Origin of the sequence: Limosilactobacillus coleohominis (assembly GCF_016901675.1) — a bacterium.
In the GTDB taxonomy this organism is placed as follows: domain Bacteria; phylum Bacillota; class Bacilli; order Lactobacillales; family Lactobacillaceae; genus Limosilactobacillus; species Limosilactobacillus intestinavium.
In genome coordinates this window covers 1-1,047 of sequence record NZ_JACJKU010000163.1, presented here as the reverse complement: position 1 = coordinate 1,047, position 1,047 = coordinate 1, and the positions used below count along the sequence as shown (strand labels likewise).

The following is a 1,047-nucleotide window of genomic DNA, read 5'->3' as shown; positions in this document are numbered from 1 at the left end:
TTTCATTGTAACAGAGGTTTACCTCTGTTTTTTTGTTTAAAACACAAAAATGGCATTGGTATAGAGATGAAAAATCTCTAACCAACACCATTTGGTGTAGAACCTTTTTATTCGTCATTTTTGTCTGGCTCTGTTCTACGGTTTTGTTAAGAAACCTCCTTTTCTTTACGAAATAAAGTGAAATGGTGTAAAATAAATGTAACAAATATACAGGAGGTTGTTATCATGCTTGTACAACAATATCGTCGGATTCTGGTACCTGTTGATGGCTCTGAAGAAGCCGAATTAGCATTTAAAAAGGCTGTCGCCGTAGCTAAGCGTAATGGTGAAGACACAGAGCTTCACTTACTTCACGTTGTTGATACCCGAGCTTTCCAAAATATTTCTAGTTTTGATAGTTCAATGGTTGAACAAGTTACCAAGACAGCTAAAAAGACCTTAGATGAATACGTTGACTATGCTAAAAAGCAAGGTGTCGATAAAGTTAGTTATACTATCGAATATGGTGCACCAAAAACTATCATTGCTCGTGACGTTCCAGAAAAAATTAACGCTGATTTAATTATGATCGGTGCTACTGGTTTAAATGCAGTTGAACGTATTTTGATCGGATCAGTTACTGAATTTGTTACCCGTGCAGCTGTATGTGACGTGATGGTTATTCGAACTGATTTGAATAATAAGCCTGTTGAAGTAACTAAAAAGTAAATAAAAATAGGATTGGAAAAATTCCAATGACGTGTACCCAAAAAGTTGGAAGTTGAATATTCTGGCTTAATAATTGAATAAATATTTTTCTAGGCAACTAGATACTGCTCATATTGAGGTTCTACACCAAATGGCATTGGTATAGAGATGAAAAATCTCTAACCAACACCATTTGGTGTAGAACCAATTTTATTATCAGTACCGATTGACAAAGAACCTTTCTTTATTTTGGCAGATTGCAAGAAATAACTTGAACGAATTTAATGACGTAAATTAAGCAGGAAGATCTCGATTGGTGTGCGCCAGTTAAGACATTTAAGTGGCCGGGAATTCAGATAC

The 1,047-nt window shown here is 35.2% G+C and carries 1 protein-coding gene; it reads left to right on the top strand.

The features are described from left to right. Nucleotides 1-225 precede the first annotated feature (225 nt). Nucleotides 226-708: a universal stress protein gene (locus H5975_RS08320; RefSeq protein ID WP_178662337.1), complete on the top strand. Its 483-nt coding sequence runs from the start codon at nt 226-228 to the stop codon at nt 706-708. Nucleotides 709-1,047 lie beyond the last annotated feature (339 nt).

Excerpts from the sequence above, each read along its gene's own strand:
- H5975_RS08320 (WP_178662337.1), top strand. The coding sequence starts at position 226 with ATGCTTGTACAACAATATCGTCGGATTCTGGTACCTGTTGATGGCTCT.